Consider the following 24,355-nt stretch of genomic DNA (forward strand, 5'->3'; position numbering starts at 1 on the left):
CCTTGCGGGAGAAGGTGGCCGAGCGAAGCGAGGTCGGATGAGGGGTCATGCCGACCTCCGCCGTCCGTGCGCGATCCGCCACTCCAGACGCCGGTACGACCCCTCATCCGTCAGCCTTCGGCTGCCACCTTCTCCCGCAAGGGGAGAAGGACGCGACCGAAACTCCTTCTCCGCCTCCGCGTAACCGCTTACAACGGCTGCAAAAGAACAGGCGTTCAGGGACAGGAGACACGATGGCCGACGTCGCACTCAGCGGCATTCGCAAGAGCTTCGGCGCGACCGAGGTTCTGAAGGGTGTCGATCTGACCATCGCCGACGGCGAGTTCGTGGTCTTCGTGGGCCCCTCCGGCTGCGGCAAGTCCACCCTGCTGCGCGTCATCGCCGGGCTTGAAGAGGCCGATGCCGGCGAGGTCTCGATCGGCGGGCGGGTGGTCAACGCCCTGTCGCCGTCCGACCGCGGCATCGCCATGGTGTTCCAGTCCTACGCCCTATATCCGCACATGAGCGTGCGCCAGAACATGGCCTTCGGCCTGACCCTGGCGAAGACCGACAAGGCCGAGATCGACCGGCGGGTCATGGCCGCGGCCGAGACCCTGAACATCGTCGACTACCTCGACCGCAAGCCCAAGGCCCTGTCCGGCGGCCAGCGCCAGCGCGTCGCCATCGGCCGGGCCATCGTGCGCGAGCCCGAGGTCTTCCTGTTCGACGAGCCCCTGTCCAACCTCGACGCCGCCCTGCGTGTGCGCATGCGCTACGAGTTCGCCGCCCTGCACGGGCGGCTGAAGACGACCATGGTCTATGTCACCCACGACCAGGTCGAGGCGATGACCCTGGCCGACCGGATCGTGGTCCTGAACGGCGGGGTGATCGAACAGGTCGGAGCGCCGATGGAGCTCTATGAGCACCCCCGCACCCGCTTCGTCGCCGAGTTTATCGGCAGTCCGAAGATGAACCTGATCCCGGCCGAGGTGATCGAGATCGACGAAGGCGGCTGGGTCTCGGTGCGCACCCAAGCAGGCGATGTGCTTCGATGCGGCAGGTTTGATCACGCAAAGGTCGGTCAATCCGTGACGGTGGGCATTCGACCCGAGCACCTCGGATGGTCCAGCACTATAGGCATCAAGACCAAGGTTCGCTTCGTCGAAACCTTGGGCCACGCGACCTACGTTTACGTCGAATACAGCGACACCGAACTGACGGTCCAGCTCTCGGGCGGAGCTGACCTCGGCAACGGCGATGTGATGATCTTGGGCGTTCCAGCCGACAAAGTTCACCTGTTCGACGCAGACGGCGAGGCGTTCAGGAGGCTGTAATTTCCTTCTCCCCTTGTGGGAGAAGGTGGCCGAGCGAAGCGAGGTCGGATGAGGGGTCACGCTGACGTCAAAGGTCGGCGCTGCTGATCCAGACACCGACCGCCGGCGTGACCCCTCATCCGTCAGCCTTCGGCTGCCACCTTCTCCCGCAAGGGGAGAAGGAAGACCTGCTATTCCTTCAGCCGCCAGGTCGCTCCGGTCGGGCCGTCCATGACCACGACGTTCAGCGCCGTCAGCCGGTCGCGGATGCGGTCGGCCTCGGGCCAGTTCTTGTCGGCCCGCGCCGTGACCCGTTCGGCCAGAAGAGTCTCGACCTCGGCCTTCAGGGCGTCGTCTGCACCGCCTTCGAACCAGGCATCGGGAGACGACAGCAGAACACCGAGGATCCGGCCGCACGCCATCAGTTCCGCCTTGGCGATGCCCACCGCGTGATGGTCGCCCGCCGTCATGGCCCGTTCGATCTCGCTGGACAGGGCGAACATCGTCGCCATCGCGCCCGGAGTGTTCAGGTCGTCCGAGATGGCCTCAAGGAATTCCGGTGACGGCATGTCGCCCAGGGCTTCGACGCCCTCGGCGCGACGCAGGGCGCCGTACAGCCGGTCGAGGTTCTTGCGCGACTGTTCCAGGAGCCCCTGATTCCAGTCCAGCGGCTGGCGGTAGTGGGCGCTCAGCAGGGCCCAGCGGACCACCTCGCCCGGGATCGCCTTGACCAGGTCGTGGAGCAACAGGACGTTGCCGATCGATTTGGACATCTTCTCCGCATCGACGGTCAGGAAACCGTTGTGCATCCAGTAGCGGCTGTATTCGTCATGGGCCGCCTCGCCATGCGCATGGCCGTGGGCGCAGACGCCCTGGGCGATCTCGTTCTCATGGTGCGGGAAGACCAGGTCGATGCCGCCGCCGTGGATGTCGATCGGCAAGCCCAGGGTCTTCTCGATCATGGCCGAGCATTCGATATGCCAGCCCGGCCGGCCGTCGCCCCACGGCGAGGGCCAGGACGGTTCGTCGGCCTTGGACGGCTTCCACAGGACGAAGTCGTGGGGGTTCTTCTTGTAGGGGGCGACCTCGACCCGGGCGCCCGCGATCATGTCATCCAGATTCCGGCCCGACAGGGCACCGTAGGCCGGGTAGGACGACACATCGAACAGCACATGGCCCTCGGCGGCATAGGCGCAGCCCTGGTCCACGATCTCGCCGATCTGCCGGATGATCGCATCCATATGGTCCGTAACGTGGGGCGCGATGTCCGGCGGCGAGACGTTCAGGAGACCCATGTCGGCCAGATAGGCGGCCTCGTAGCGGGCCGTGACCTCGCCGATCGGCACACCTTCCCGATGCGCCTTCGCATTGATCTTGTCGTCCACGTCCGTGACGTTGCGGGCGTAGATCACGCTCTCGGCCCCGTATTCGCGACGCAGCAACCGGACGAGCACGTCGAACACCACCGGAGGGCGCGCATTGCCGATGTGGGCGTAGTCATAGACCGTCGGACCGCAGACGTAGAGCGTCACCCGTTCCGGGTCCCGGGGGACGAAGGCGCGCTTCTCGCGGCGCAGGGTGTCGTGCAGGTACAGTGTCATTTGATCGCGGTGCAGTCGGTTTTCTTGCGGGACGGGCCCCGCGTCCCATATAGCCGTGTCGACGCGGCGAATAGCCGACGTCATCGAAAAGGGAGAGCGGCGCGCGTCAAACCGGAACCTTCGTTCCGGCGCTACTGGTCGCTTAGAAAACACTTCATGGACGCCAACGCCTCCAGGCCGACCCTCGTCGGCAACGATCATCTGTCCCGCCCGACCCGCGAGGAGGCCCTGGCCGCCGTTCGCACCCTGATCGCATGGTCGGGTGACAATCCCGACCGTGAGGGCCTGCTGGACACGCCCAAACGGGTGGTCGACGCCTACAGTGAATGGTTCGAGGGCTATGCGGCCGATCCGGCCAAGGAGCTGAGCCGCACGTTCGAGGACGTGCAGGGCTATGACGACATGGTGCTGCTGCGCGACATCGAGGTCGAGAGCCACTGCGAGCACCACATGGCTCCGTTCCTGGGCAAGGCCTATGTCGCCTATCTGCCGACCGAAAAGGTCGTCGGCATCTCCAAGATCGCCCGCGTGGTCGAGATCTTCTCCAAACGTCTGCAGACCCAGGAGACACTGACCCAGGAGATCGCCAAGGCGCTCGAGGACAACCTCAACCCGGCTGGCGTCGCGGTCCTGATCGACGCCGAACACCAGTGCATGACGACCCGGGGCGTCCATCACCGCCACGTCTCGACCATCACCACCCGCTTCACCGGGGCCTTCAAGTCGGACCCCTCGCTCGTGGAACGCTTCCTGAAGCTGGCCAAGGGCTGATCGATAAATCCTCCTTCGCCTGCCGCGGAGGAGGATTTCTCCCCGTCCGGGCGAAAACCGCGCCCGGGGAACCGAGTTCCGTCCGAGACCGCTTTACAAGCCCGACGGCAGACGCCAAGAAACCGTCCGAACCGTAACGCGTCGCTCGCGCCCCCGCGCCCGAGCCTCCATGGAGAATCAACGCATGGGCTCCAAGCTCGCAGGTCCCGCCGGACAGGGTGGCAAGACCATCGAACAGAACGCGGACATCAACGTCACGCCGTTCGTCGACATCATGCTGGTGCTGCTGATCATCTTCATGGTCGCCGCGCCCCTGGCCACCGTGTCCATCCGCCTCGACCTGCCGCCGGCAACGCCGCCGACCGGCGAAGAGCCGAAGGAACCGGTCTACATCACCATCCAGGACACCGGCTCGATCTTCATCGCCGAACAGCAGACGACGATCGAAACCCTGGCCGTGGACGTCTGCGCCGCCCTGGGTGGCGGTTCGCCGGCCTGCCAGGAAGAGCGCGTGTTCGTCCGCGCCCAGCCGGAAGTCCGCTACAACGCCTTCATGGAAGTCATGAACGACCTGCAGAAGAACGGCTTCTACAAGGTCGGCCTGCTCAACGAAGACATCGAATAGGCCCACGCCTCTTCGCACCGATCAGGGCCGCGTCTCGAGAGAGACGCGGCCCTTTTCATTTGCGCCATCCGGCCTAGGTTCAAAGCCATGACCCCCGCCGACCTCCGCGCCCTCGTCCTGACCTTCCCGGCAACGGAGGTGGGGACGACTCACGGCCGGCCGTCGTTCAAGGCCGCCGGACGGTTCTTCACCCGGCTCCGGTCCGAAGACGAAAGCGTCGTCGTCTATGTCGACAGCGAGGACCATCGCGACATGCTGATGGAGGCCGAGCCCGAGACCTTCCACATCACCGACCACTATCGGGGCTATCCGATCGTCCTGGCCCGACTGTCTACTGTGGATCCGGTCTGGCTCAGGAAGACCCTGGAAAAGCGCTGGCTGAAGATCGTGCCGAAGTCGGTGTCCAAGACCTACACCCCCGCCGCTTGACCTGACGCGACGTCAACGTGCCAGGTTCGTTTCCAAACAGGACGGACTGGTCGTGAACCCTCCCGAGCTCATTGCACGCGATCTGACGACCGAAGCAGCGGACGGCTATCGGCTGGCGCTGAGACTGATCGCGCCGGCGAACCCCGTCCATGCGGTGCTCGTCACCTCGGGCACCGGCTTTCCGATGGGCTTCTACGACCGGTTCGCCCGCCATCTGGCCGCGAAAGGCGCCGCGGTCCTGCTTTATGACATGCGCGGGATCGGCGGGTCGCGGCCCGACGATCTGGCGGCCCTGCAGATGACCTATGAGGACTGGGGGCGTCTCGACATGCCGGCCGCCCTGGAGGCGCTGGTCGCAGCCTTTCCGGCCCTGGAGGTCTCCCACGTCGGTCATAGTGTCGGCGGCCATTTCGCCGGCTTCATGCCGAACCACGTCAGGATTGCCCGCCATGCCTTCGTCGCCGTCGGCTCGGGCTATTGGGTCGACCATTTCCGCAGCTACAACCCGATCGAGATCTTCTTCTGGTGGATCTATGGCCCGTGGAGCCTGGCGCGGCACGGATACATCAAGGGCGGCGGGCTTTGGCGCGGCGCCGACCTGCCGCGCGGCGTCTTCCTGCCCTGGCGACGCTGGTGCCACGATCCCCGCTATTTCGCGGATCGGCTGGGCAAGACGTTGCAGCCCAATCATTTCGCCGAGGTCACGGCGCCGATCCGGTCATGGATCTTCACGGACGACCCCATCGCCAATCGAAAGACCGCGCCGCGAATGCTGGAGGTCTATCCGAACGCGCCCGGCGAGCTGGTGGTCCGCGACCCGGCCGACTATGGCGTCGCCCGCATCGCCCATGAGGGCGCATTCCGGCGCGGTCTTGAGCCGCTCTGGGACGAGATTTCAGACTGGCTGACCGACCGGTAGCTGGCGCCGGTGGGTTCACCACCCATATCCGGCCTCCCCCGAACCCTGGCCGGAGCCGCCCGATGTCCGAACACCTGTCCCTGACCATCGACGGACTGACCATCCCACAGCTCGGATTCGGCACCTGGCAGCTGGAGCCTGCGGATGCGCGGCGCATGGTCGCGGAAGCCCTGCGCATCGGCTACCGGCACATCGACACGGCCTGGATCTACAAGAACGAGACCGCCGTGGGCGACGGCATCCGCGACGCCATCGAGGCGGGTGTGGTGGCGCGCGAAGACATCTGGCTGACCACCAAGATCTGGGTCGCCCATTTCGAGCACGACGCCCTGCTGCGGCAAGCCGAGGAATCGGCGGCGAGCCTCGGCTTCACCCCCGACCTCCTGCTGCTGCACTGGCCCAAGACCACCCCGACCTTCGCCGAGACCCTGGGCGCGCTGAACGCGGCCAAGGACAGGGGTCTGACCCGCTCCATCGGCCTGTCGAATTTCCCGTCCGGCCAGTTCCGCGAGGCGCAGCGCCTGTCACCGGCCCGCCTGATCACCAACCAGGTCGAATACCACCCGTACCTGTCGCTCAATACGCTGCGCGCCACGGCCGCGGACCTCGGCTCCTCGATCACGGCCTGGTCTCCCCTCGCCCAAGGCAAGATCGCCGACGATTCCGTGATCGCCGGAATCGCCCGCGCCCACGGCAAGACCGGCGGCCAGGTCACCCTGCGCTGGCTGGTGCAGCAGGGGGTCATCGCCATCCCCCGCACGGTCAAGCCCGACCGCGCCGCCGAGAATTTCGACATCTGGGACTTCCGTCTCACGGACGAGGAGATGGCGCTCATCCACGCCCTTGCGCGCCCCGACGGTCGCCTCGGCGACTGGCTCGACAAGGACTTCACATGGGACCAGGAATAGCCGCAGACGCTGCACGAAAGCGGCCCGAGGAGGCGGCCCATGGGTTCTGTTCTCGGCTTTCCCGCAATCGATCCGCATGACGCGGCCGTCGGAGCACGCCTGAAACACTGGCGGGAACAGCGGGGAGTCGATGTCGACGCCGTCGCCGCCGCCCTGAAGATCACCCCGGAAGAGGAACGTCGGGCCGAAGCCGGCCGGGCCCACCTGACCGCGCTCCAGATTGCGGCCGCCACCCATCGCCTGCGCCTGCCGATGTGGGCGCTCGTGTCAGACGGTCCGGCCTATTGATGAACCGGAAGATGCACGGCGTGGCGCGTGGCTGGCGGATCCTCTTCGCCGTCATCGGCTGGGCCGCTCTCATCGCCCAATACGCCCTGTCGCTGGAGGCGGGGACCCGATCCGTCTTCGGCTCGACCGTGATCTTCTTCAGCTACTTCACCGTTCTGACCAATGTGCTGGTCGCGCTGGCCCTGACCGCCCCGGCCCTGTTCCCGGACAGCCGCCTCGGCCGCTGGACCGCCACCGAAGGGGTTCGCGCCGCCGTGGCCATGTACATCGCCGTGGTCGGCCTGATCTATCATGCCCTGCTCGACGCGACGTGGAGCCCCGAGGGGCTGCTGTTCTATGTCAACCAGGTCCTGCACACCGTCATGCCGATCGCCTTCGTGCTGGACTGGCTGCTGTTCGTGCCCAAGGGCCGGTTGCGCTGGATCGATCCGGTGAAGTGGCTGGCCTGGCCCCTGCTCTACGGCCTCTGGACCGTGATCCACGGTCAACTGATCGGCTGGTATCCCTATTGGTTCGTCGATATCGGCGCGCTCGGCTGGGGTCGCGCGGCCGTGAACCTTGCAGCCTTGCTGGCCTTCTTCCTCGTCCTGGGCCTGATTGTCGCAGCCCTGGATCGGGGTCTGGCGGCCCTGGGAAAGGGCGACAGCACCCTCACTCCGTCCTGACAGCATCCGTCACGGGCGCCGGCGCGGATCCGGGGTCGGGCTGCGGCTGAACCTTGACCGTGGACGGGTTCGATGCGGCCGGCTGCGGCTGCGGCAAGCCGTTGACGGCCACATAGATCAATACCCAGACAACTGCTGAAAAACCGACAGCCAGAAGCAATCCAAACAGCCGGGGCCGACCAAACCAACGGTTGCTCGGACTCATTTTGCTCCCTTTAAGGTTCTCATTTCAACAACAGTGTTTTTCCGTGTACTGTTCCTTATTCTGCGTCGATCATTCGTGAATATCCAGATCGACCATGAAGCAGTCAGGATTGTGAATACCGCCGGTATGAGAGATTTGTGCGTTGCAGCGATCGCAGGTTAAACAGAAATCGCGTCAGGAGTTGATATTTGCCGCACGAGCGTTGTTCGAAACCGTGCCGTATGAATCAACAACCATAAGAAGCATCGCTGAATCGATGGGGCGCAGTACCGGCCTCGTCTTCGCGCACTTTCCGGACAAGGAAAGCCTGTGGCGCGCCGCCATGGGCACACCACCCCCGGTCGACAGCGCTCTGACCCGCGCCGCGCCGATTCTTCTGGAGACCCTGGAGGCCCTGGTCGCCGGGCACGACGATCCGACCGCTGACCGGGACGAGCTCTGGCGCAATGCACAACAGGCCATCGAGGTCGCCCACGGCGCGAATCCCGGCGACCCGCCCATGTCGTCGCTGAGACCCGGCGACTTTCCTGCCAAGCGCCTGAACCGCTTCGGGGCGCATGTTGTCGCAGAGGTCGAGGCGCGCCGGGACCTGCCGCTCTGGAAGGATGTGATGGAGCCGGTGTTCGAACTCTGCCGGGTGCTCGTGGCCTATGCTGAGCGCAAGAGTTCGGAGGCCGAGGTCTATGACGCCGCGGTTTCGGCCTGCGCGACCATCACCCAGGTCGGGGTCCACGGCGCCGCCGACGTCCCCTATCGCCCGACCTCCGTCATGCAGCGCGAACACCGGCCCCCTGAGCCCAGAACCCTCGAGCTCGCATCGACCGGGCGGTGATGTTCCAGCGACGGAATCTGCTCTAAGGCGTCGCCCAGACCGGAGCGACCGATGGCCTACAAATCCCTGCGCGACTTCATGGCCCAACTGGAGGCCTCGGGCGAGCTGGTCCGGGTGACCGAGCCCGTCTCGACCGTGCTGGAAATGACCGAGATCCAGACCCGGCTGCTGCGCAACGGCGGCCCGGCGGTCCTGTTCGAGAAGCCGGTCATGCCCGACGGCTCGATCAGCCCGATCCCGGCGCTGGCCAATCTGTTCGGCACCGTCAAGCGGGTCGCCATGGGCGTAACGCTGGACAAGAAGTCCCGCACCACCGCCGCCGAACTGCGCGAGGTCGGCGAACTGCTGGCCTTCCTCAAGAACCCCACCCCGCCCCGCGGCCTCAGCGACGCCATGGAGATGCTGCCCCTGGCCCAGTCGGTGCTCGCCATGCGGCCGAAGGTGGTGAAGTCCGCGCCGGTTCAGGAGATCGTCCTCAAGGGCGACCAGATCGATCTCGGCAAACTGCCCATCCAGACCTGCTGGCCCGGCGAGCCAGCCCCCCTGATCACCTGGGGTCTGGTGGTGACCAAGGGTCCGTCCGACGACCGCGAGGACGACTTCAACCTCGGCATCTACCGCATGCAGGTGCTGGGCAAGGATCGCGCCATCATGCGCTGGCTGGCCCACCGTGGCGGGGCCCAGCACTATGCCCGGCACAGGAAGGCGCGCCCCACCGAGCCCCTGCCCTGCGCTGTCGTCCTGGGCGCGGATCCGGGGACGATCCTGGCGGCCGTGACGCCGGTGCCCGACACCCTCAGCGAATACCAGTTCGCCGGCCTGATGCGGGGGGCCAAGGCCGAGCTCGTGGCCTGCAAGACCGTGCCTCTGATGGTGCCGGCCCAGGCCGAGATCGTGCTGGAGGGTCATGTGCTGCTGAACGAGCACGCGCCAGAGGGCCCCTACGGCGACCACACGGGCTATTACAATTCGGTCGAGACCTTCCCGGTGTTTCAGGTCAGCGCCATCACCATGCGCCGCGACCCCGTCTATCTGACCACCTTCACCGGCCGCCCGCCGGACGAGCCGAGTGTGCTGGGCGAGGCTTTGAACGAGGTCTTCATTCCGCTGTTGCGGGCCCAGTTCCCGGAGATCACCGACTTCTGGCTGCCGCCCGAGGGCTGCTCCTACCGCATCGCCGTGGTGTCGATGAAGAAGGCCTATCCGGGCCACGCCAAGCGGGTGATGCTGGGCGTCTGGAGCTATCTGCGCCAGTTCATGTACACCAAATGGGTCATCGTCGTGGACGACGACATCGACGCCCGCGACTGGAAAGAGGTCATGTGGGCCATGGCTACCAAGATGGACCCGGCCCGCGACATCACCCTGATCGAGAACACTCCGATCGACTATCTGGACTTCGCCAGCCCGGAGAGCGGCCTGGGCTCCAAGATCGGCCTCGACGCCACCGACAAGTGGCCGCCTGAGACGAAGCGCGAATGGGGCGAGGAAATCCAGATGGATCGCCAGGTCGTCGACCGGGTCTCGGCCATGTGGGATCGCCTCGGATTGCCGGGCGACGGGACGCCGATCTGGAAGTAGCGTCTGCCTACAACGCCGCCGGGGGGCCGATGTGAGCGACTTCGAGTTTTTCTTCAGCTTCTACGGCCTGCTACTGGGCCTGTCCGTCGCTGAGCTGGTCGGCGGCTTCTCGCGCGTCCTGCATGAGCGCCAGCGGGTGCGCTTCGGCTGGCTGACACCGCTGCTGGCCCTGTTCGTGGCCCTCGACCTGGCGACATTCTGGAACCAGGCCTGGCGCTTCTTCCGAGACGCTCCCTTCAATCCGGCCCTGCTCCTGGTCGGCTTGGTCATTGCGGCCACCTTCTACATCGCCGCCAGCGTGACCTTCCCGCGCGTCACGGCCGAGGGGGGCGAGACCCGCATCGACCTAGACGACCATTTCTGGAGCCATCGGCGTGTGGTGTTCGGCTGCGTTCTGGCCGCCAATGCCATGGTCTGGGCGCTGCTGGGGCTTCTGGCGCTTGCCGATCCGGCCTGGTCCGCGTTCTGGTCGCCGCGCCTCATCTTCGGGGTCATCCTGTTCGCCGTCTGCAATGCGACCGCCGCGTTCGCACCGCAGCGGGGCGTGGTGATCGGGGCCCTGATCGTGGTCCTTGCCTATACCCTCTGGAACATGGTGCGGGCAGGCTCGCAGCTGATCGCGGCGGGCGCCTGGTCACCGCCTGTCTGACGCCGCCAAGGCTTGCAAGATCGACCCTATGAGACGACGAAGGGCCATGCGCACCGCCCTTCTGTTCGCGGCCCTCGCCGCCCTGTCCTCGAGTCCTGCCATGTCCCAGAATTCTGAAGTCCGGGCCGTGTCGAACACCGCACCGTGGGACCAGCCCTTCCTGCCGCCGGCTCTGGAGTGGAACGGCGCCAGCCGCGCCCTTCTGGCGGATCCGTCGAACCCGTGGATTACCGAGTTCGAACGCGATCCGGCGCATGATTTCAGCCCCGACTACGCCGCCACCCGCGCCTGGTTCGACCGGCTGGACGCCGCGTCCGACCTGATCCGCATCGAACAGTTCGGCGTCTCGCCCGAGGGCCGCCCGATCTATGCCGTCTTCGCGTCAAAGGACGGCGCGACGCTGGACCCCGCCAAGCCGGTTCTGCTGGCCCAGGCCGGCATCCATCCGGGCGAGATCGATGGCAAGGACGCGGGCATGATGCTGCTGCGCGACCTGGCGTTTGGCGACAAGAGCGACCTTCTGGATCACGCCAACTTCGTGCTGATCCCGATCCTGTCGGTCGACGGCCACGAGCGGGCCTCGGCCTACAGCCGTCCGAACCAGCGCGGTCCCCGCATCCAGGGCTGGCGCAACACCGGCACCAACCAGAACCTGAACCGCGACTTCCTCAAGCTGGACCAGCCCGAGATGCGCGCCCTGCGCACCTTCATCAACGGCCTGAAGCCGGACCTCTATCTCGACATCCACGTCACCGACGGCATGGATTACCAGTACGACGTCACCTACGGCTTCAACGGCGAGTTCGACGCCTTCAGCCGTTCGCCGTCCAGCGCCCGCTGGCTGGACACAGTGTTCAAGCCCGCCATGAACGCGGCGCTGGAGGATCAGGGCCATATCCCCGGTCCGCTCGTGTTCGGCATCGACGACCAGAACCCCCGCGCGGGCCTGAATGACGGCGGGCTCGGCGAACGGTTCTCGAACGGCTGGGGCGACGCCGCCCATGTCCCGACCATCCTGATCGAGAACCACAGCCTGAAGCCCTATGAACAGCGGGTGCTGGGGACCTACGTCTTCCTCGAAGCATCGATGCGCATCCTCGCCGCCAATGCCGCCCCTCTGCGCGCCGCTATTGCCGCCGATCGGGCCCTGCGGCCGACGGAGGTGCTCGCCAACTTTGAGTCCGATCCGGTCCCGCACCAGACCCGCGCCTTCAGGGGCGTGCTTTACGAGACCTATGCGAGCCCGGCCTCCGGCCGTCAGGAGGTCCGCTGGCTGGGCCGCCCGGACCCGGAGTTGTGGCACCTGCCCTACTATGGTTCGCGCCCCGGTATCCGCCTGCAGCGTCCGGCGGCCTATTGGGTCCCGGCCTACCGCACGGACCTGATCGAGCGTCTGCGCATCCACGGCCTGACCATGGAAACGCTCGACACACCCCGCACGGTTTCGGTCGAGATGCTCCGTCTGGGCAACCCGACCCTCGCGTCCCGGACCAACGAGGGTCACGTCCAGGCGAGCGTGACCGAGGTCACGCCCGAGCGTCGCGACTGGACCTACGCTCCTGGGTCCGTGCGGGTGCCGACAGACCAGCCGCTGGGTGACATCGCCGTCCTCCTGCTGGAGCCGCAGTCGTCAGAGAGCTTCTTCGCCTGGGGCCTGTTCCCGGAGGTTCTCAGCCGGGTCGAGTATATCGAGGGCTACGCCATCGCGCCTCTGGCCGAGGCCATGATGGCCGCCGATCCGGCGCTGAAGGCGGAGTTCGAGGCCAAACTCGCCGCCGAGCCCGCGTTCGCCGCCAACGGCGACTCCAGATTGGCGTGGTTCTACGAGCGAACCCCGTTCTATGATGACCGCTACCGACTCTATCCGGTCGGACGGGAGGAACCAGAAAATGGATATGCTCACTGAGATGACTTCGGCCCAGGCGACGGCTCTCTGGAGCGGCCTGATGATCCTGTGGCTTGTCTATTTGGGCATACAGGTCGCCCTGGCCCGGCGCAGCAACAAGGTCCTTCTCGGCGACGGCTCCAATCCGACCGTTCTGCTGGCCAGCCGCGTGTTCGGCAATGCGGCCGAATACACGCCCATCGCCATAGGAGCCCTCGCCGTCCTGACCCTGCTGGGGATGCCGTCCTATGTGCTGCACGTCCTCGGCGGCCTGCTGTTTCTCGGCCGGCTGATCCACGGCCTCGGTCTGAGCAACAAGAAGGTCACTGCCGGCCGCATCGTCGGCATGGTCCTGACCTGGACTCCCCTGATCGCGGCCGGCGCCATGCTGATCGTCCACGCCTTCGTCGGCACGCCGCACGGCTAGGCCCGTTGCGGGAGAGGTCCGGGTCCGCCATATCGGGCCATGCCTGACAGCCTCCCTGCTACCGACCTCCTCCACGAGATCGTCGCCGCCGCCCTGAGGGCCGGTGCTGATGCCGCAGAGGCGGCCACCGCCGAACGCGCCTCCCTGTCCGTGGGGGTCCGCAACGGCGCCCTGGAAGACGTCGAGCGCGAGGAGAGCCGCGACCTTGGCCTCCGGGTCTTCATCGGCAAGCGTCAGGCGACCGTATCCGCCTCCGACCTCTCGGCCGCGACGCGCCAGCGTTTGATCGAGCGCGCCGTCGCGATGGCCCGGTTGGCCCCGGAGGATCCCTGGGCCGGCCTGGTCCCCGCCGCGGGACTGGCGCGCGGTCCCTTCCCCGACCTGCAGCTCGCGGACACCGCCGAACGGACCGCCGCCGAGCTGGAACAGGTCGCCCGGGAGGCTGAAGGCCATGCCCTCGCCGTCTCCGGGGTTTCCAGGTCCGAAGGCGGTCACGCCAGCACCGCCTCCAGCCGCTGGCGGCTGGTCACCTCCGAAGGTTTTGACGGCGCCTATGCCTCGACGGGATATTCGCTAGGTGTCGGCGTCATCGCCGAGAAGGACGGTGCCATGGAGCGAGGCGGCGAAAGCCGTTCGACCCGCTGGCTCGCCGACCTGCCCGGACCCGACGGAATCGGCGCCGAGGCCGGCCGCCGTGCGATCGAGAAACTCGGCCCCCGCAAGATCGCCTCGACCACCGCCCCGGTCATCTTCGAGCGCCGCGTCGCGACCCAGGTCCTGTCGCCCCTGCTGGGTGCCATCTCCGGCCCCTCGATCGCGCGCGGCCAGTCCTTCCTGAAGGACCGGATGGGCCAGCCGGTCCTGCCCAGGGGTCTCAGCCTCGTGGATGACCCGTTCCGCGTCCGGGGCATGGCCTCCACCCCCTTCGATGACGAGGGTTCGCCGGTCGAACGCCGCAACCTGGTGGACGACGGGATCCTGACCACCTGGCTGCTGAACACCGCCGCCGCCGCCCAGCTGGGCCTGGCGTCCACCGGCCACGCCTCGCGCGGCCTCGTCGGCCCCTCCGGCGTCTCGACCCACAACCTGCACCTCACGCCAGGCGAGGCCGACCTGAACGGCCTGATGGGCCAGGCGGGGACCGGCCTGGTCATCACCTCCATGTTCGGTCCCTCGCTGAACGCCAACACCGGCGACTGGTCCGCCGGGGTATCGGGCTACTGGTTCGAAAACGGCGAGCGCGCCTATCCCGTCAGCGAGATCACCGTCGCCGGAAACCTCGCCGACCTGTGGATGCGTCTCGTGCCCGGCTCGGATCTGGAGTTCCGGGGCGGGTTCAACAGCCCGTCCCTGCTGTTCGACGGCGTGGCCATCGCGGGCAAATGATGGATCTCGCCGCCGACCTCGCCCTGATCAAGGCTGCGGCTCTCGCGGGCGGCGCCCTGGCCGAGGCCGAGCGGGATCGCGGACTGAAGATCACCCACAAGGACGGCGGCTCGCCCGTCACCAATGCCGACATCGCCGTGGACGCCATGTTGAAGGACCGGCTGTTGGCGGCCCGCCCGGACTATGGCTGGCTGTCGGAGGAGACCGCCGACACGTCTGACCGCCTGTCGCGCCGCCGCCTGTTCGTGGTCGACCCCATCGACGGGACCGTGGCCTTCCTCAAGAACCAGCCCTGGTGGTGCGTGCCGATCGCCGTGGTCGATGACGGACGGCCCGTCGCGGCCGTCATCCATGTGCCCTCCACCGGCGAGACCTATGAAGCGACCCTGGGCGGCGGCGCGCGTCTGAATGGCCGGCGAATCGCGGCCTCCGACGTCGACGCGCTGGACGACGCCGCCGTGCTCGCCGACGCCCGGCTGATGGAGGGGCCGCACTGGCCCGAGCCCTGGCCGCCGATGCGCTACGAGAAGCGCAACGCTCTCGCCTATCGCATGGCCCTGGTCGCGTCCGGCGCCTTCGATGCGGCCATCGCCCTGACGCCGAAGTGGGACTGGGACGTCTGCGCCGGGGCCCTGATCGCCGCCGAGGCCGGCGCCGCGGTCAGCGATCACCACGGTCGTCCGTGGCTGTTCAACCGGCCCGACCCGCGTCAGGCCAGCCTCGTCTGCGCCGCACCGGCCCTGCACCCGTTGATCCTGAGGCGTACAGCGCCTATCCCGCTGGCGACCTGATCCCCCTCTGCGGACCCGCCCCATGACCGATGCCCCCGATAGCTCCGACCCCCAGCTGCTTCACCTCGTGATCGGCGGAGAGCTGCGCCACCTCGACGCTCCGGTCTTCCGCGACCTGTCCAAGGTCGAATTCGTCGGCGCCTTCCCGAACTATGCCGAGGCCAAGGCGGCCTGGAAGGCCCGCGCCCAGGCCACGGTCGACAACGCCCACATGCGCTTCTTCATCCTGCACGCCCACCGGATGATCGACCCCCGCGGCGAGGCCTGATCGTCGCAGGCGGAACCGTCGCGGCGACGCTCGCGCTGTAACGGTCTAGGCTGCTCGCGAAAGGAGCGCTCCATGATCCCGACCCTGATCGTTCTGGGCCTGCTGGCGCTGGGCGTCGGCATCGTCGCCTTCGCCACCCGGCGCCCGTCCACCCGACAGGACGTCATTGTCGACAGCGATGTGGCCTGGGCGGACCCGACCATCGCGGCGAACATCGCCCCGATCGTGGCCGACCCGTTTGCCCACGCGCCTGTGTTGACCCCGTCCCTGGCCACCGAGCCTGCTCCGGCGGACGTCAGACCCGAGGAGCGCGCTTCGTGACCCTGTTCGGCACAACGCTCGACGGCGCCCAGATCGCCGGCCTCGTGGGGCTGCTGGCCACGCTGGCCCTGTGGCTGATCGTTCTGGGCCGGGAGCGCGGCTATGCGAAATGGTTCCGGCAATGGGAGGCCGACCGCAAGGCCCGCCTCGATGCCGAGACCGGAGCGGCGCAGGATCAGAAGCGAGACCGCACCGGCCCCTGGGGTTGACGCCTATTCCCGCTTCAGCAGCTTCTCGGTCAGCAGGGTCCCCCACCAGTTGGCCCGGAAGTCCTTGCGCATGGCCTGGGGATCGTAGGCGTCCGACTCGACCCATTCCATGAAGCCCATCCCTGTGGGCTCGACCTCGTTCACATAGGTCTCGAGGAAATGGTCGAGCACGCCGGTCAGGCCCTCGCGGCTGTGAAGGTACTTTTTCGAAAGTTCCTGCATCGCCGTGGAGATCGGCTCGCCGAGATGGAAGTGGCGGTAGAAGACCGCCATCAGTCCCGCCCGATCCGCCCCGGACTTGCAGTGGATCAGCACCGGATAGTCGATCGACCGGAACAGGTCTCGCGCCCGCCGTACCCGGTCCTTGCCCGGCGGGTCGCGCGAATCGAGCGGCGCATCAATGAGCGTCAGGCCCAGCCGCTCGCACGCCGCCTTTTCCAGCCAGTAATAGCCCTCGTCCCGTTCGCCGCGGAGGTTGATGACGGTCCTGATCCCCCGTTTCGCCCAGCCCTCCAGCTGACGCGGCGACGGCTGGTTGGTCCGAACGAGGTCCGGCCCCAGCCAGTGAGCATTGGAAAACGCCAGACGCAGGAAGGCGTGGTCGTTCCAGAAGAAGTCCCGCTCCGCCGCGCGCCGCCCGGCCTCCGTGCTCACATCAAAACGCGTCATCCCGTCAGACATAGAGGGGGCGACAGCCACAGTCATCCCGTGCAGGGTCGCGTCGACCGACCTGTGTCATTGTGGAGGCCCCCGTGCGCCTGATTCCCCTCGCCCTGATCCTCGCGCCGTTCGCGCTCGCTTCCTGTTCCGCCGCCGAGGAGCCGACCTCCGCTCCGACCGAAGCGGTGGCCCCCGCCCTGCATGTCGCGCCCGCAGCTTCTGCCGACCCGGCTGCCGACCCCGCCCTCGCTACAGCCATCGCAAACACTCTCGGCGAGGACGCCGCCTCAACGCGCACCGTCGTTCGGATTGTCGGCGAGGGTCCCGGCCGGGTCGCCCTGGTCTACCTCGTCGGCATGAACTGGTGCGGGTCCGGCGGCTGCAGCCTGTTGATCCTGCGGCCCGGCGCGGCCGGCTGGGAGGAGGTCGGAAACGTTGCGCGCGTCAGCAATCCGGTGCGCCTGCTCACCACCTCCAGCAATGGCCTGCCCGACATCGGCGTGACGGTCTCCGGCGGCGGCGGTCCAGCCCCCTATGAGGCCAGGGTCTCGTTCGACGGCCAGTCCTATCCGCGCTTCCCGTCGGACGAAGCATTGGTCGGGGCCGACGGAACCGTGGTGATCACCGACGACGACCTTCCGCCTCCTTCCGAGTGAAGCCTGGCCGAGTGAAGCCTGGTCGAGTGATCCCTTGACTTGAGGGGCGGAGCATCCGACCTCGTGCGGATGACTTCGCCCGCATCGCCCGTACCGCAGGAGGACGCCGCCTCGCGTCCCCTGATCGGCCGCATCTGGCGCGACTACCTGTCCCGTCGCAGGGCCGTTCTGGTCCTGTCGATGATCTGTGCCGCGGTCGCGGGCCTCAGCGCCGCCACGGTGCTGCAACTGCTCCAGCCCGCCATCGACGGCATGTTCCTCGGCCAGCCGGTCAAGGTCGCCGGTCTGTTCGTGGTGCCGCCGCATCATGCGCTGGTCGCCATACCGGCCATCATCGTCGGAATCGGCCTGATCTGGACGGCGGCCTCGCTCGGCCAGGCCGCACTCGTGAACCGCCTCGGACACGGCATCGTCGGCGACATCCAGGTGCGGCTATTCGGCTCCATGATCCGGGCCGACCTCGCCCGGCTGAGAAGCCAGCATTCGGGGGCCTTCGTTTCCAGCGTCCTGTTCGACGCAAACCTGGTGCGGGAAGCCTTCACCAGCGGCGTCGTCAACTACACCCAGCACGGCCTGACCCTGATCGCGGTTCTCCTCTTCATGGCCTGGTCGGACTGGCGGCTGACGGCCATCGTCCTGCTCGGCGCGCCGCTGATCGCCTATGTCATCCAGCGTTTCGGCAAGCGGATGCGCAAGGCCACGACGGGCGCCATGGTCGAGACCGAGAACCTCTCCACCGCCCTGATGGAAAACCTGGACGGCGTCCGTCTGATCAAGATCGAGAACCGTGAGGCGGCCGAGGAAGCACGCGTCGCCGAGGTGGTCGGCCGCCGCCAGCGCCACGTGATCAAGTCCGCCGATTCCAGAGCCTTTGCCGGCCCCTTCTCGAACCTGGTCGCCATGCTCGTGGTCGCCGCGGTCATGGCCTATGCCGGGTGGCAGGCGCGTCACGGGCAGATGACGGTGGGCGCGTTCGCGGCCTATGTCGGTCTGCTGATGTCCGCCGGCCAGTCGTTGCGCCAGGTGACCAATCTCCAGACCGTCATCGCCGAGGGCCTGACCGCCGCCCGTCGCCTGTTCGATGCGCTCGACATCGACCCCGAGATCCGCGAGGCCGCGTCGCCGAAAGCCTTGCCGCCCGGTTCCGCAACGATCGTGTTCGACGACGTGTCGTTCAGCTACGGCGCAGCGGCCCCGACGATCTCGGGCGTCTCGCTCACCGTCGCGCCGGGAGAGACCGTCGCCCTGGTCGGTCCGTCCGGCGGCGGAAAGTCGACCCTGCTCAGCCTCCTGCCGCGCTTCTACGACGTGACCTCCGGCAAGGTGACCGTCAACGGCGCCGACCTTCGCGACCTGTCACTTTCGGATCTCCGCGCCCGTATCGCCCTGGTGACCCAGGAACCCTTCCTGTTCGACGACACCATCGCCGCAAACATCGCCTATGCCCGGCCCGATGCCACATCCGAGCAGATCGAAGAGGCCGCCCGCTCGGCCGCCGCCCACGAATTCATCACGGCCCTGCCCCAAGGCTACCAGACCCGCGCCGGCGAGGGCGGCATGCGTCTTTCGGGCGGCCAGCGCCAGCGGATCGCTATCGCTCGCGCCTTCCTGAAAGACGCGCCGATCCTCCTCCTGGACGAAGCGACGTCCGCCCTCGACACCGAGAGCGAGGCCCTGGTCCAGACGGCCCTGGAGCGGCTGATGGCGGGGCGATCAACATTGATGATCGCTCATAGACTGTCCACCGTCCGGCATGCGACCCGGATCGTGGTGCTGGAGGCCGGCCGTATCGTCGAGAGCGGAAGCCATGCGCAGCTGGTCCGCAAGGGCGGGCTCTACAGTCGGCTGGCGAAGCAGCAGTCCCTGGACGGAACGCCCGCCGTCGCCACGGTCGCCTGACGTGAGGCCGCTTCGAAACCCGGTCATCCAGACCATACTTTCATCCGTGCTGGCCGCCTGGATGAAATTCTGCTTCGCCACCATCCGCTGGACCTGGGAGGGCCGCGAGCATGCCGAACAGGTCTGGGCCGACGGCGGCGGAGTCCTGTGCGTCTTCTGGCACTCCCGCATCGGTCTCTCGCCCGCCTGCTGGCCGCTCGACTTGGCTCAACCCGCCAAGGCATTGATTTCATTAAGTCCCGACGGCCAGTTCATCGCCAAGGCTGTCGCACTCCAGGGATTCCCCGCCGTACGCGGCTCCTCGGCCAACAAGGACAAGGCCGACGCGGCCAAGGGCGGCTCCCGCGCGCTTCGCGACGGTCTGAAGCAGTTGAAGATCGGTGCTCTGGCCATCACGCCGGACGGTCCGCGCGGCCCGTGTCGCGTCATGGCCGAGGGCCTGCCGCTGATGGCCCGCATGTCGGGCGCGCCCGTCCTGTTCATCGGCATGAGCTGCAATCCGGCGATCCGGCTCGGCAGCTGGGACCGCGCTGTCCTGCCCCTGCCCTTCGGCAAGGGCGCCATCGTCTATGACGTCCGCCGCTATCCGGACGGCGCCGACCTCGCCGACGTGACCGGCCCGTGGACGGAACTGCTGACCGCCGTCGAGGCGCGCGCCGACGCGATCACGGGGCTGGAGCGGCTGTGACCCTGCCCCTCGTCGCGTATCGCCTGCTGACACGGGCGCTTGAGCCCGTGGTGCCCCGTCTCCTCGATGCCCGCGTCAAACAGGGCAAGGAAGATCCCGTCCGCGTCGATGAACGCCTGGGCGTCGCCGGGGTCGCCCGGCCGGACGGCGAACTTATCTGGCTGCACGGCGTCAGCGTCGGCGAGACCCTGTCCCTGCTCCCCGTCGTCGAGCGGTTCGTGAAGGCCCGTCCCGACCTGACGGTGCTGGTCACGTCCGGGACCGTCACCTCGGCCGAGCTGCTGGCCCGCCGTTTGCCGCCCGGCGTCATCCATCAGTTTGCGCCCGTCGATGCGCCCGGTGCAGTCGCCGCCTTTCTCGACCACTGGCGCCCGTCGCTGGGTGTCTTCGTCGAGTCAGAGATCTGGCCCAACCTCATTCTCGCCGCCCGCGACCGGGCGATTCCGCTGGCCCTCGTCAGCGCCCGCATCACCGAAAAGACAGCGGCCGGCTGGGCGCGGTTCCCGGCTTCCGCCCGCGAACTGCTGTCCGCCTTCCGGGTCGTCATGCCCCAGGACGACACCTCGGCCGCCCGATTGCAAAGTCTCGGCTCGCGCGTCGACGGCCAGGTGAACCTGAAGCTCTCCGGCGCGCCCCTTCCCCACGACGCCTCGGCCTTCACCGCGCTCAGCGCCGCCATCGGCGACCGGCCGGTGGTCGTCGCGGCCTCGACCCACGAGGGCGAGGAGATCGCCATCGTCCGCGCTCTTGACCATATCGCCGAACGCCTGTGCCTGATCCTCGTCCCTCGCCACCCCGAGCGCGGGCCTGAGATCGCCACCGCCCTGACCCGGGACGGCTATCGCTTCGGCCTGCGGTCGCGCGGCAGCCAGCCGACCGGCGAAACCGACATCTATGTCGCCGACACCCTCGGCGAACTGGGCCTGTTCCTGCGTCTGGCCGATGTGGTGGTCATGGGCGGCTCGTTCGGGTCCTTCCTCGGGCGCGAGCCCTGGGGCGGGCACAATCCGCTGGAGCCCGCGCGCCTGGCCAAGCCTGCCGTCGCCGGGCCCGACGCGTCCAATTGGCTGGCCGTAACCGACGACCTTGTCCGTGCCGGAGGCCTCGCCCTCGTCGCCACGCCGGGCGACCTGCCTGGCGTCATCGCCCCCCTGCTCGACACTCCTGCGGCCGCCCGGGCCATGGGGGAACGCGCCTGCCGCGCCGCCGCCGACGTCGGGGCCGGTCTCGACCGCCTGTGGGACGGGCTCCAGCCGCTACTGCCTCCAGCGGCGCCCCGATGAAACTCTCGACCCCCCGCTGGTGGTACCAACGCGACGGTCGCCATGGCCGCGTCGCCCGCACCCTGCTGAAGCCCGTCTCGTGGGTCTGGTCCGCGGCCACCGCCCGGCGCATCGCCCGCGCAGCGCCGGTCGATGTCGGCGTCCCGGTCATTTCGATCGGCAACCTGACCGTCGGCGGATCGGGCAAGACCCCGGTCGCGCGCGAGGTCCTGCGGCTGTTGCAGCGGAGCGGTGTCGACGCCCACGCCCTGTCGCGCGGCTACGGTGGACGGTTGACCGGCCCGCTTCAGGTCGATCCCGCCCGTCACACCGCCGCCGACGTGGGCGACGAGCCCCTGATGCTGTCCGGCGATGCGCCCGCCTGGATCTCCGCCGACCGCGTGGCCGGCGCCCGCGCGGCGGTCGAGGCCGGAGCTCAGGCCCTCATCCTCGACGACGCCCACCAGAACCCGGCCCTGACGAAAACCCTCAGCCTGATCGTCGTCGACGGCGAGACGCGCGAGGACGAATGGCCGTTCGGCGACGGCTCGGTCTTCCCGTCCGGTCCGATGCGCGAACCCCTGGCCGCAGGGCTGGCCCGTACCGACGCGGTCATCGTCCTGCTTCCCGCCGACGCCCCGCCTGTCGATCGTGAGTTGCTCGCAGTCTTCGGCGCCCTGCCCACGTTCATCGCCCGGCTGGAGCCCGCCGGTCCGCCCCCGCCCGGCCCCCAGGTCGGGTTCGCCGGGATCGCCAAGCCGTGGAAGGTCGAGCGCGCGCTGAAAGCCGCCGGAGCCGACCTCATCGACTTCGCGCCCTTCCCTGACCACGCCGAGTACCGGCCGGAGGACCTCGCCTTCCTCGCCGACCGCGCGGCTGTCTTCGACGCCGGTCTGGTCACGACCGAAAAGGACTGGGTCCGCCTGCCGCCCGACTGGCGGACCCGTGTAGTCTCCTGGCCCGTCGCCGCCCGGTTCGAGAACGAAGCGACGTTCGCCGCCTTCCTGGCTCAGTCGTTGCGGTAAACGATCCCGCCCTTCATCACGAAGGCCATCTGCTCCAGCGCCGTGACGTCGGTCAGGGGATCGCCCTCGACCGCCACGATGTCCGCCGGACGGCCCGGCGCGATCAGGCCGGCCTGATCGGCGATCCGCAGATGCTCGGCCGCCACCACGGTCGCTGCCTGGATGGCTTCCAGCGGCGTCATTCCCGCCTGCACCAGAAGCGCGAATTCCTGGGCGTTGTCGCCATGCGCCGAGACGCCCGTGTCCGTGCCGAACGCGATCCGAACCCCGCCATCGTGAGCGCGCCGCGCCATGTCGAGCATCTTCGGCCCGGCTTCCAGCGCCTTGGCCGTCTGGGCGGGCGTGAAGAAATTGGTCGGGCTGGACGCCACCCGGGCCACGAAGTCTCCGGCCAGCAGGGTCGGCACCAGATAGACGCCCTCGCGCCGGAACAGGCGGATCGACTCGTCGTCCAGATAGGTGCCGTGCTCGATCGAGTCTCCGCCGGCCCTTAGGAAGGCATTGATCCCGTCGACGCCGTGGGCGTGGGCCGTCACCTGACGCCCCATCCGGTGCGCGACCTCGACGATGGCCGCCAGTTCGGCGTCGGTGAACTGCTGGGCCAGGCCCGCCGCCGTGTTCGACAACACCCCGCCGGTGGCGGTGATCTTGATGATGTCGGCGCCCGACCGGACCTGGGTCCGCACCGCCCGCATGCAGTCCTCCGGGCCCGAACAGACGCTCTCGGACGACAGCAGGTGCATGATGTCGTCGGTATAGCCGTTCACATCGCCATGCCCGCCGTGGATCGACACTGCGGAACCGGAGGCGATGACACGCGGCCCCGGCACGTCGCCGCGTGCAATCCCGTCCCTCAGCGCGAAGATCGCATCGTTGGCGGCTCCCAGATCGGCGACCGTCGTGAAGCCGGCCATCAGGGTCAGCCGCGCATAGCCGGCGCCGACCATGGCGCTGTCGGCGGCGTCGCGCGTCACGGCCTGCAGACGGGCGTTCGGATTCTGCTGGGAGGTCAGGTGAACGTGGCTGTCGATAAGCCCCGGCAGGACGAAGGAATCCCGGAGATCGACGACGTTGGCGCCCTCACCGACGAAGCCGTCGCGGATTTCCGTGATCTGGTTCCCCACGATCACGAGAGTTTTATCGCGCAGCACAACACCGGTCGCGGGGTCCGCAAGAAGCCGCCCGGCCTGAACGAACGTCGTTTCCCCGTTCGCGGGAAAAGCCTGTGAGGCGGGGCCCTGCTGCGCCTGCGAAGGCGTGGCGAGCGCGAAAACGGCGGCGACCGCCAGTGCGACGAACTTCATAAACCTCTCCCGGATACTATGCCTTCACCATACGCGTCGGCGAGCCTCGGCCAAGGCTTCGGTTGAAACCGGCGGTGCATTTGTGAAACAAGTCGTGGCTTCGGCATAACCGCTACGAAGGGCGTCGCATGCGGCTATCGAGACGGGGTCTGATTCTGGGTGGTTCGGCGATGCTCGCCGGCTGCGCAACCGCACCTGCCGCCGTCGTCGAGACCCCGATCGTGCTGGCCGCCGCCCCGCCGCCGCCGCCCCTGCCGCCCATCCCCCAGATCACGCCGCCGCCGCTTGATCCCCGTCGCCTGGTCCGGCCGGATTTGATGAGCCGCGCCATGGCGGCCCTGGATGTGCACAGCCACCGCATTACCCTGCGCGATCGCATGTATCTGGTCGATTTCCAGAAATTCTCGGGCGACGCCCGCATGTTCGAGGTCGACCTGATCGGCGGCCGCGTCACCGCATTCCGTACCAGCCACGGCCGCGGCTCGGATCCCGAACACTCCGGGTTCGCCCGTCGGTTCTCGAATACGCCGGAAAGCTACATGTCCTCGGTCGGTGCCTATGCGACCGCCGGTGCCGGCTGGGGTTCGCAACAAGGCCCCAACGTGCTGCTCGACGGGCTGGAGTATTCGAACAACCTCGCCCGCGACCGGGCCATCATCGTCCACGGCGCCGACTACGCCGACCCGGAATTCCTTGCGCGCGAGGGCAAGCTGGGCCGAAGCTACGGCTGTTTCTCGACCGCCCACACCGACCTGCCGATGCTGCGCGAGCGTATGGGCGAAGGACGTCTGCTGTTCGCCTACGCCTGA

General features: G+C 67.7%; 27 protein-coding genes. 24 read left to right on the top strand and 3 right to left on the bottom strand.

Annotated features, from left to right (window positions below; genetic code table 11):
• Window positions 1–233 precede the first annotated feature (233 nt).
• Window positions 234–1,313, top strand: coding sequence for an ABC transporter ATP-binding protein (locus Q0044_RS13510; protein ID WP_298162943.1), 1,080 nt, complete (start codon window positions 234–236; stop codon window positions 1,311–1,313).
• A 170-nt stretch (window positions 1,314–1,483) separates the two neighbouring features.
• Here the strand turns inward: Q0044_RS13510 and cysS are convergent, their stop codons facing one another.
• A complete protein-coding gene (gene cysS / locus Q0044_RS13515; RefSeq protein WP_298162944.1) occupies window positions 1,484–2,893 on the bottom strand; it encodes a cysteine--tRNA ligase in 1,410 nt (469 codons plus the stop codon).
• 156 nt (window positions 2,894–3,049) lie between these two features.
• On the opposite strand from cysS, the gene folE reads away from it, so the two are divergent.
• From folE to Q0044_RS13600, 17 genes are all read left to right on the top strand, one after another.
• A complete protein-coding gene (gene folE / locus Q0044_RS13520) occupies window positions 3,050–3,664 on the top strand; it encodes a GTP cyclohydrolase I FolE (protein WP_298162945.1) in 615 nt (204 codons plus the stop codon).
• Window positions 3,665–3,848: 184 nt separating this feature from the next.
• Window positions 3,849–4,289 carry a biopolymer transporter ExbD gene (locus Q0044_RS13525; RefSeq protein WP_298162946.1) on the top strand — a complete coding sequence of 147 codons (441 nt, stop codon included), beginning with the start codon at window positions 3,849–3,851 and terminating at the stop codon, window positions 4,287–4,289.
• Between the two features lie 87 nt (window positions 4,290–4,376).
• Window positions 4,377–4,718, top strand: coding sequence for an MmcQ/YjbR family DNA-binding protein (locus tag Q0044_RS13530; RefSeq protein WP_298162948.1), 342 nt, complete (start codon window positions 4,377–4,379; stop codon window positions 4,716–4,718).
• Between the two features lie 52 nt (window positions 4,719–4,770).
• Window positions 4,771–5,637 carry an alpha/beta hydrolase family protein gene (locus tag Q0044_RS13535; RefSeq protein WP_298162949.1) on the top strand — a complete coding sequence of 289 codons (867 nt, stop codon included), beginning with the start codon at window positions 4,771–4,773 and terminating at the stop codon, window positions 5,635–5,637.
• Between the two features lie 62 nt (window positions 5,638–5,699).
• Window positions 5,700–6,545: an aldo/keto reductase gene (locus tag Q0044_RS13540; RefSeq protein ID WP_298162950.1), complete on the top strand. Its 846-nt coding sequence runs from the start codon at window positions 5,700–5,702 to the stop codon at window positions 6,543–6,545.
• Between the two features lie 39 nt (window positions 6,546–6,584).
• Window positions 6,585–6,833 (top strand): helix-turn-helix domain-containing protein, encoded by a 249-nt coding sequence (locus Q0044_RS13545; protein ID WP_298162951.1) that lies wholly within the window; start codon window positions 6,585–6,587, stop codon window positions 6,831–6,833.
• Entirely contained in the window at window positions 6,833–7,498 is a 666-nt protein-coding gene (locus tag Q0044_RS13550) for a Pr6Pr family membrane protein (RefSeq protein ID WP_298162952.1), read from the top strand. Before Q0044_RS13545 ends, Q0044_RS13550 begins: the two co-directional genes overlap by 1 nt.
• 386 nt (window positions 7,499–7,884) lie before the next feature.
• On the top strand, window positions 7,885–8,535 hold the full coding sequence (locus Q0044_RS13555; protein ID WP_298162954.1) for a helix-turn-helix domain-containing protein: 651 nt from the start codon (window positions 7,885–7,887) through the stop codon (window positions 8,533–8,535).
• A gap of 51 nt (window positions 8,536–8,586) precedes the next feature.
• Window positions 8,587–10,116, top strand: a complete 1,530-nt coding sequence (locus Q0044_RS13560) for a UbiD family decarboxylase (protein WP_298162956.1) — start codon at window positions 8,587–8,589, stop codon at window positions 10,114–10,116.
• 31 nt (window positions 10,117–10,147) lie between these two features.
• On the top strand, window positions 10,148–10,765 hold the full coding sequence (locus Q0044_RS13565) for a hypothetical protein (RefSeq protein WP_298162958.1): 618 nt from the start codon (window positions 10,148–10,150) through the stop codon (window positions 10,763–10,765).
• A 46-nt stretch (window positions 10,766–10,811) separates the two neighbouring features.
• Complete coding sequence (locus Q0044_RS13570) at window positions 10,812–12,671, top strand: M14 family metallopeptidase (RefSeq protein ID WP_298162960.1); 1,860 nt, start codon at window positions 10,812–10,814, stop codon at window positions 12,669–12,671.
• Window positions 12,655–13,077, top strand: a complete 423-nt coding sequence (locus tag Q0044_RS13575; RefSeq protein WP_298162961.1) for an MAPEG family protein — start codon at window positions 12,655–12,657, stop codon at window positions 13,075–13,077. The genes Q0044_RS13570 and Q0044_RS13575 overlap by 17 nt, the downstream gene beginning before the upstream one ends.
• A gap of 39 nt (window positions 13,078–13,116) precedes the next feature.
• Window positions 13,117–14,463, top strand: a complete 1,347-nt coding sequence (locus tag Q0044_RS13580; protein WP_298162963.1) for a TldD/PmbA family protein — start codon at window positions 13,117–13,119, stop codon at window positions 14,461–14,463.
• Window positions 14,460–15,254, top strand: coding sequence for a 3'(2'),5'-bisphosphate nucleotidase CysQ (locus Q0044_RS13585; RefSeq protein ID WP_298162965.1), 795 nt, complete (start codon window positions 14,460–14,462; stop codon window positions 15,252–15,254). Before Q0044_RS13580 ends, Q0044_RS13585 begins: the two co-directional genes overlap by 4 nt.
• A gap of 22 nt (window positions 15,255–15,276) precedes the next feature.
• The gene (locus Q0044_RS13590) at window positions 15,277–15,522 is read left to right on the top strand and encodes a DUF4170 domain-containing protein (protein WP_298162966.1); all 246 of its coding nucleotides are present in this window, start codon (window positions 15,277–15,279) and stop codon (window positions 15,520–15,522) included.
• A 72-nt stretch (window positions 15,523–15,594) separates the two neighbouring features.
• Entirely contained in the window at window positions 15,595–15,843 is a 249-nt protein-coding gene (locus tag Q0044_RS13595; protein WP_298162968.1) for a hypothetical protein, read from the top strand.
• Window positions 15,840–16,052: a hypothetical protein gene (locus Q0044_RS13600; RefSeq protein WP_298162969.1), complete on the top strand. Its 213-nt coding sequence runs from the start codon at window positions 15,840–15,842 to the stop codon at window positions 16,050–16,052. Before Q0044_RS13595 ends, Q0044_RS13600 begins: the two co-directional genes overlap by 4 nt.
• 3 nt (window positions 16,053–16,055) lie before the next feature.
• Here the strand turns inward: Q0044_RS13600 and Q0044_RS13605 are convergent, their stop codons facing one another.
• On the bottom strand, window positions 16,056–16,721 hold the full coding sequence (locus Q0044_RS13605; RefSeq protein ID WP_298162970.1) for a protein tyrosine phosphatase family protein: 666 nt from the start codon (window positions 16,719–16,721) through the stop codon (window positions 16,056–16,058).
• Window positions 16,722–16,804: 83 nt separating this feature from the next.
• On the opposite strand from Q0044_RS13605, the gene Q0044_RS13610 reads away from it, so the two are divergent.
• The 5 genes from Q0044_RS13610 to lpxK all read left to right on the top strand — a co-directional run bounded on the left by Q0044_RS13610 (window position 16,805) and on the right by lpxK (window position 22,242).
• Window positions 16,805–17,368 (top strand): COG3650 family protein, encoded by a 564-nt coding sequence (locus Q0044_RS13610; protein WP_298162971.1) that lies wholly within the window; start codon window positions 16,805–16,807, stop codon window positions 17,366–17,368.
• 69 nt (window positions 17,369–17,437) lie between these two features.
• Window positions 17,438–19,267 (top strand): ABC transporter ATP-binding protein, encoded by a 1,830-nt coding sequence (locus Q0044_RS13615; protein ID WP_298162972.1) that lies wholly within the window; start codon window positions 17,438–17,440, stop codon window positions 19,265–19,267.
• Window position 19,268: 1 nt separating this feature from the next.
• Window positions 19,269–19,955: a lysophospholipid acyltransferase family protein gene (locus tag Q0044_RS13620; protein ID WP_298162974.1), complete on the top strand. Its 687-nt coding sequence runs from the start codon at window positions 19,269–19,271 to the stop codon at window positions 19,953–19,955.
• The gene (locus Q0044_RS13625; protein ID WP_298162975.1) at window positions 19,952–21,238 is read left to right on the top strand and encodes a 3-deoxy-D-manno-octulosonic acid transferase; all 1,287 of its coding nucleotides are present in this window, start codon (window positions 19,952–19,954) and stop codon (window positions 21,236–21,238) included. Before Q0044_RS13620 ends, Q0044_RS13625 begins: the two co-directional genes overlap by 4 nt.
• Window positions 21,235–22,242 (top strand): tetraacyldisaccharide 4'-kinase, encoded by a 1,008-nt coding sequence (lpxK, locus tag Q0044_RS13630; RefSeq protein WP_298162976.1) that lies wholly within the window; start codon window positions 21,235–21,237, stop codon window positions 22,240–22,242. The genes Q0044_RS13625 and lpxK overlap by 4 nt, the downstream gene beginning before the upstream one ends.
• Here lpxK and Q0044_RS13635 read toward each other — a convergent pair.
• On the bottom strand, window positions 22,227–23,546 hold the full coding sequence (locus Q0044_RS13635; RefSeq protein WP_298162977.1) for a metal-dependent hydrolase family protein: 1,320 nt from the start codon (window positions 23,544–23,546) through the stop codon (window positions 22,227–22,229). The genes lpxK and Q0044_RS13635 overlap by 16 nt on opposite strands.
• A gap of 128 nt (window positions 23,547–23,674) precedes the next feature.
• Here Q0044_RS13635 and Q0044_RS13640 point away from each other — a divergent pair, with 128 nt between their 5' ends.
• Complete coding sequence (locus tag Q0044_RS13640) at window positions 23,675–24,355, top strand: murein L,D-transpeptidase catalytic domain-containing protein (RefSeq protein WP_298162978.1); 681 nt, start codon at window positions 23,675–23,677, stop codon at window positions 24,353–24,355.

The organism is Brevundimonas sp. (genome assembly GCF_027484365.1).
In the GTDB taxonomy this organism is placed as follows: domain Bacteria; phylum Pseudomonadota; class Alphaproteobacteria; order Caulobacterales; family Caulobacteraceae; genus Brevundimonas.